Annotated in this window: 5 protein-coding genes; 4 read left to right on the plus strand and 1 reads right to left on the minus strand. The window is 71.1% G+C overall.

The features are described from left to right. The coding region (locus tag IFT36_RS14660; RefSeq protein ID WP_200413511.1) for an ROK family protein at window positions 1-907 on the minus strand (907 nt) is incomplete at its 3' end. 161 nt (window positions 908-1,068) lie between these two features. Here IFT36_RS14660 and IFT36_RS14665 point away from each other — a divergent pair. The 4 genes from IFT36_RS14665 (at window position 1,069) to IFT36_RS14680 (ending at window position 6,058) form a co-directional block, all read left to right on the plus strand. Continuing rightward, window positions 1,069-2,355 (plus strand): ABC transporter substrate-binding protein, encoded by a 1,287-nt coding sequence (locus IFT36_RS14665; RefSeq protein ID WP_123570963.1) that lies wholly within the window; start codon window positions 1,069-1,071, stop codon window positions 2,353-2,355. Between the two features lie 71 nt (window positions 2,356-2,426). Beyond that, a complete protein-coding gene (locus IFT36_RS14670) occupies window positions 2,427-3,365 on the plus strand; it encodes a carbohydrate ABC transporter permease (RefSeq protein ID WP_200413512.1) in 939 nt (312 codons plus the stop codon). Next, window positions 3,365-4,291, plus strand: a complete 927-nt coding sequence (locus IFT36_RS14675) for a carbohydrate ABC transporter permease (RefSeq protein WP_173154409.1) — start codon at window positions 3,365-3,367, stop codon at window positions 4,289-4,291. Before IFT36_RS14670 ends, IFT36_RS14675 begins: the two co-directional genes overlap by 1 nt. Before the next feature lie 75 nt (window positions 4,292-4,366). Continuing rightward, window positions 4,367-6,058: a glycoside hydrolase family 13 protein gene (locus tag IFT36_RS14680; protein ID WP_200413513.1), complete on the plus strand. Its 1,692-nt coding sequence runs from the start codon at window positions 4,367-4,369 to the stop codon at window positions 6,056-6,058. The last annotated feature ends 31 nt before the right edge of the window (window positions 6,059-6,089 follow it).

Here is a 6,089-nt window from a genome sequence, read left to right on the forward strand (position 1 = left end):
CGTCGAGCGGGATCGCCCGCAGCGGCGACGAGGCCGGCACGGTGCCGAGCTCGCGCGCGGCCCGGGCCCAGTCGCGCAGCAGGGCTCCGAGGCCGTCGGCCGATCCGACGCCCTCGACCAGGTCGAGGAGGCGCATCTCGCCCGCGGCACCGCGGCTGCCCCGCACGAGGGCTCCGTCGAGCACGAACCCGGCGCCGAACCGCTCGCCCGCCAGCAGGGTCACGAACGACGTGGCGGCGCCGGCACCACCACCGACCTCGCGGTCGGCACGGGATGCGGCCGCCGCTTCGGCCACGGCGGCCAGGTTGGCGTCGTTCTCGACGACGACGGCCCAGCCGCGCTCGGCGAAGAGCCCGGTGTAGTCGGGGTTCATCAGCACCCAGAAGTCGGCGCCGACCTCGATCGGCGACCGGCCCTCGGCGTCGGTCGGCGCGGGCACTCCGAGTGCCACGGCGAGCACGTCGGCGTCGCCCAGCGAGGCCTCGCCGAGGACGTCGTCGACCAGCCGTGAGACCGTCCGGCGGCGGTCGTCCGCCGTCCCGTCGGGGTCGATGCGCCGTGCGACGCGGGCCACGACGTCGCCGCGCAGGTCGGCCACGACGGCGGTCAGGTGGTGGCGGCCGGCGTCGACGCCGACGACGTGCCCGGCGGAACGGGCCAGGGCGTAGCGACGCGCGGGGCGGCCCTTGCGGTACTCGCCGGTCGAGCGGGCGTCGGCGAGCGACACCATCCAGCCGTGGTCGATGAGGTCGTCGCAGACCCCGAGCACGGTGGACCGGGTGAGTCCGGTGAGGGCGATCAGGTCGCTCGCCGTGACCGCGTCCGCGGACCACGCGTGCCGCAGCACCTCGGCCGCGTTCATGCGGCGGAGCAGGCTCGGCGACGACACCCCGGTGCTCAGCGCCACCCGCGCCTCCTCGTGCTGTGGCCGGTGCCTCGCGACACGGCGGATCTTTTCGACGACGACCCATGGTGCCACGCCGAGAATTGATCTAGGGTCTAAATCTACACACCAGATCAACTCGGTCCCGACGCTGTCGTCGGGGTCGCGACCCGGGAGACGACGACGTGCCCACACCCCCACTGCCCTCCGGTGCCGGCCTCAGCCGACGCACCCTCCTCGGCGGGATCGGTGCCGCCGGGGCGGCGCTCCTCCTCGCCGGCTGCGCCCCGTCCGGCTCCGGCCGCGGGCGCACCGAGATCACCTTCTACGCGACCAAGCCCGAGGCGATCCCGTACTTCTCCGACCTGGTCTCGCGCTTCAACGAGTCGCAGTCGGCGGTCCGGGTGATCCACGACTCGACCTCGGGCATCTCGGCCGGTTTCGTCCGGGGCAACCCGCCCGACGTCGCGGCCTTCACGTACAACCTCGAGATGGCCCGCTTCATGGAGCGCGGGGCGCTGAGCGACCTGGGCGACCTGCCCGAGGCGCGCACGATCCGCCCCGAGGTGCAGGAGCTGGTCGACCAGTACGCGACGTACCCCGGCCGGACGAGCGTGCTGCCGTACTCGATCACCGCCGCGTCGGTGATCTACAACCAGCAGGTCTTCGCCGACCTGGGCGTCGAGGTGCCGACCACCTGGGACGAGTTCCTCGCGGCGTGCGACACCTTCACGGCGGCCGGCGTCACGCCGATCTACAGCACCTTCCGCGAACCGTGGACCGTCGCCCAGGGCCTGTTCGACTACACGACCGGCGGGTCGCTCGACGTCGCGGCCTTCTACGAGAAGATGAACGCCGAGGGCACGAGCGTCGGCCAGGGCGGCTCGGTCTCGTTCGAGAAGGACTTCCGCGAACCCGTCGAGCGCATGGTGCAGCTCGGACGGCTGTCGAACGCCAACCGCAACAGCCGCGGGTACGGCGACGGCAACCTCGCCATGGCGCAGGGCGAGGCGGCGATGCTCATGCAGGGGCCGTGGGCACTCGGTGAGATCACCAAGGCGAACCCCGAGGCGAGGGTCGGCACGTTCCCCTTGCCGATGACCGACGACCCCGCCGACCGCAAGGTGCGGGTCAACCTCGACCTGGCCCTGTGGGTGCCCGAGCAGTCGCGCAAGCAGGACGCCGCCCGCGAGTTCCTGACCTACCTGATGCAGCCCGAGATCCAGGACGCCTACAACCGCGACTTCCTGGCGTTCGGCACCACGAGGTCGGCCCCCGCCGTGACCGACGAGCGCATCGTCGGCATGCAGGGCTACTACGACGACGCGCGGTTCTACCAGGGGGCGTCCAAGGCGATCCCGCTGACGATCCCCGCCGAGAACTACGTGCAGGGCATCGTCACCGGCGCCAGCGTCGAGGGCACCCTGCGCACCATGGACGCCGACTGGCGCCGCCTGGCACTCCGCGCATGAGCGCGATCGACGGCGCGGGCCGCGCCACGGCCCCGGCCACCCCGACCACCGCCCGAGTCGAAGGAGACCCGATGGCCACCACCACCCCCACGGCCGTGCGAGGCGCCCGCACCTCGCTGGGCGGCAGCACGACCGGCAACCCGCGGCGCCGCGGCAGGCGCGTCGACCCGGTCTTCTACTTCTTCCTCGTGCCGACGCTCGTCCTCTTCTCGCTGGCGATCACCCTGCCGGCCGTGATGGGCGTGTTCTACAGCTTCACGAACTCGATCGGCTTCGGCGAGTTCGACATGGTCGGCGTCACCAACTACCTCGCGATGGCGACCGACCCGGCGATCCTCGGCTCGTACGGCTTCACGATGGGCTTCGCGCTGGTCACGGTGATCGCCGTCAACGTGATCGCCCTGCTGTTGGCGATCGGCCTGACCTCGCAGATCAAGGCGAAGACCGCGCTGCGGGCCGTGTTCGTGATCCCGATGGTCATCTCGGGCATCATCATCGCCTTCGTCTTCCAGTTCCTCTTCTCGAACTCGCTGCCGGCCCTCGGCACCTCGCTCGGCATCCCCGGGCTGCAGGACAGCATCCTCGCGAACGCCGACACCGCCTGGATCGGCATCGTCGTGGTGACCGCGTGGCAGGCGATCCCGAGCACGCTGCTGATCTACATCGCGGGCCTGCTCGCGATCCCCGGCGAGGTGTACGAGGCGAGCAGCCTCGACGGCGCCTCGGGCTGGAAGCAGCTGCGGTCGATCACGCTGCCGCTCGTCGCGGGCTACGTCCTGATCAACACGATCATCGGCTTCAAGAACTTCCTGAACTCGTACGACATCATCGTCGGCCTGACGAACGGCGGCCCCGGCACGTCGACCCGCAGCATCGCGATGACGATCTTCACGGGCTTCACCGGCGGCGACTACGCCTACCAGATGGCCAACGCGACCATCTTCTTCGTGATCGCCGTCGCGATCGCGCTCGTCCAACTCCGGATCACCCGCGGAAAGGCGGCCGTCTGATGGCGAACACCGCACTCGTCACCCCGGCCGCCTCGGCGGCCCCCACCCCAGGAGGCACGGGTCGCGACGCCGACGCCGTCACCCGTCGTCGACGCGGTCGCGTCGGTCGGGAGCGCCCGAACCGCCTCGTCACCGTGCTGCTGGTGCTCGGCACGATCACCGTGCTGATCCCGATCTACGTCACCGTCACGATGTCGCTCAAGACGTCGGCGCAGGCCGTCGACGGCAACGCGTTCAGCCTGCCGGCACCGATCGACTTCTCGAACTTCGCGACCGCCTGGCAGCTGACCGACTTCCCGCGGGCGTTCGGCATCTCGACCCTCGTGACGGCCGCGACCGTGATCGGCACGGTCGTGCTCGCCTCGATGGCGTCGTACGCGATCTCGCGCAACTGGGACCGCAAGCTGTTCCGCTTCTCGTTCTTCTACCTGCTGGCCGCGATGTTCCTGCCGTTCCCGGTCGTCGCGCTGTCGCAGATCAAGTTGACCGGCATCGTCGGCCTCGACAACCCCGCCGGCGTCGCGCTGCTGCACGTCATGTTCCAGCTGTCGTTCTCGATCCTGCTGTTCACGGCGTTCCTGCGGTCGTTGCCCGAAGAGCTGGAGGAGAGCGCGCGGCTCGACGGCGCCACCACCTGGCAGGTCTTCTGGCGCCTGGTCTTCCCGCTGCTCGCCCCGATGAGCGCCACGGTCGGGATCTTCGCCTTCCTGGCCTCGTGGAACGACTTCGCGATGCCGTCGCTGATCACCGCCGACCCGTCGCTGCAGACCCTGCCCGTGCTGCAACAGATCTTCCAGACGCAGTTCAGCAACGACTACAACGTCGCCTTCGCCTCGTACCTCATGGCGATGGCCCCGGCGATCGTCGTCTACCTCTTCACCCAGCGCTGGGTGATGGCGGGCGTGACGCAGGGCGCGATCAAGTAGGCGTCCGTCGGGGGCGCGGCCCGCGCCTCCTGACCCCCAGGCAACCCACCACCACCGAGAGGACCTCGCTCCACGATGACCGACACGCTCCGCACCGCACCCTCGACCGAGCTGCTGACCGACGACCCGACCTGGTGGCGCCAGGCGGCGGTCTACCAGATCTACCCCCGCAGCTTCGCCGACTCGAACGGCGACGGCATCGGCGACCTGCCCGGCATCACGGCGGCGGTGCCCTACCTGCAGCGGCTGGGCGTCGACGCGGTCTGGCTCAGCCCGTTCTATCCGTCGGCCCTCGCCGACGGCGGGTACGACGTCGACGACTACCGCGACGTCGACCCCAAGATCGGCACGCTCGCGCAGTTCGACGAGATGATCGACGCGCTGCACGCGGTCGGCATCCGGGTGATCGCCGACCTCGTGCCGAACCACTCGTCCGACCGGCACGTCTGGTTCCAGGAGGCGCTGGCCGCCCCCGCGGGATCGCCCGCCCGGGCGCGCTACATCTTCCGCGACGGTCTCGGCGAGACCGGCGAGCTGCCGCCCTCGGACTGGACGTCGATCTTTGGCGGCCCGGCCTGGACCCGCGTCGCCGACGGCCAGTGGTACCTGCACTCGTTCGCGAGCGAGCAGCCCGACTGGGACTGGGACAACGCGGAGGTGCGCGAGGACTTCCTGACCACGCTGCGGTTCTGGTCGGACCGCGGGGTCGACGGCTTCCGGGTCGACGTGGCGCACGGGCTGGCGAAGAGCCTGCCCGAGGTGCTGCCGTCCACGGCCGAGCTCGAGGCGCTGCCCAAGGCCGACGGCGACCACCCGCTGTGGGACCGCGACGAGGTGCACGAGATCTACGCCACGTGGCGTGAGGTCTTCGACGAGTACGACCCGCCGCGCATCGCCGTGGCCGAGGCCTGGGTCGAGCCGTCGCGCCGTGCCCGCTACGCCAGCGCCGAGGGCCTGGGCCAGGCGTTCAACTTCGACCTGCTCGAGGCCGACTTCGACGCCACGCAGTTCCACGACATCATCACGTACAACCTCGACGCCGCCGAGGCCTCGGGCTCGTCGACGACCTGGGTGTTCTCGAACCACGACGTCGTCCGTCACGCGACCCGGTACGGCCTGCCCGCCCTCGACGGTCGCGACGTCAAGCAGGGCGCCGAGTGGCTGCTCTCGGGCGGCACCTCGCCCGAGGTCGACGTCGAGACCGGCCTGCGTCGGGCCCGTGCCGCGTCGCTGTTCATGCTCGGCCTGCCCGGTTCCGCCTACGTCTACCAGGGTGAGGAGCTCGGGCTGCCCGAGGTCGCCGACATCCCCGCCGACGAGCGCCAGGACCCGTCGTTCTTCCGCAACCCCGGCGTCGACATCGGTCGGGACGGCTGTCGCGTGCCGCTGCCCTGGACCCGGTCGGGGCCGTCGTTCGGCTTCGGCGCGGGCGAGGCGCACCTGCCGCAGCCCTCGTGGTTCGGCGAGTACTCGGTCGAGGCCGAGGAAGCCGACGCGACGTCGACGCTCGCGCTCTACCGGGCGGCCCTCGCCGCGCGGCGCGACCTGCAGACCGACGAGACGCTCGACTGGCTGCCCGTCGACGGCCGTGACGACGTGTTGCACCTCGTCCGCCCCGGCGGATGGCACGTGGTGTGCGTGTTCGGCACCGAGCCCGTCGACCTGGCCGCGCTCGGGCTGGGCTCGAGCGAGGTGATCGTCGCGAGCGGGCCGCTGACGGATGCCGGGCAGCTGCCGGGCGAGACGGCGGCCTGGCTGCGCGGCTGACGGCGGCCTGGGCTGCGCGGCTGACGTCGGC

Source organism: Frigoribacterium sp. CFBP 13605 (assembly GCF_014839405.1).
In the GTDB taxonomy this organism is placed as follows: domain Bacteria; phylum Actinomycetota; class Actinomycetes; order Actinomycetales; family Microbacteriaceae; genus Frigoribacterium.

Coding starts and splice junctions, on each gene's coding strand:
- IFT36_RS14675 (WP_173154409.1), top strand. CDS start 3,365: ATGGCGAACACCGCACTCGTCACCCCGGCCGCCTCGGCGGCCCCCACC.
- IFT36_RS14670 (WP_200413512.1), top strand. CDS start 2,427: ATGGCCACCACCACCCCCACGGCCGTGCGAGGCGCCCGCACCTCGCTG.
- IFT36_RS14680 (WP_200413513.1), top strand. CDS start 4,367: ATGACCGACACGCTCCGCACCGCACCCTCGACCGAGCTGCTGACCGAC.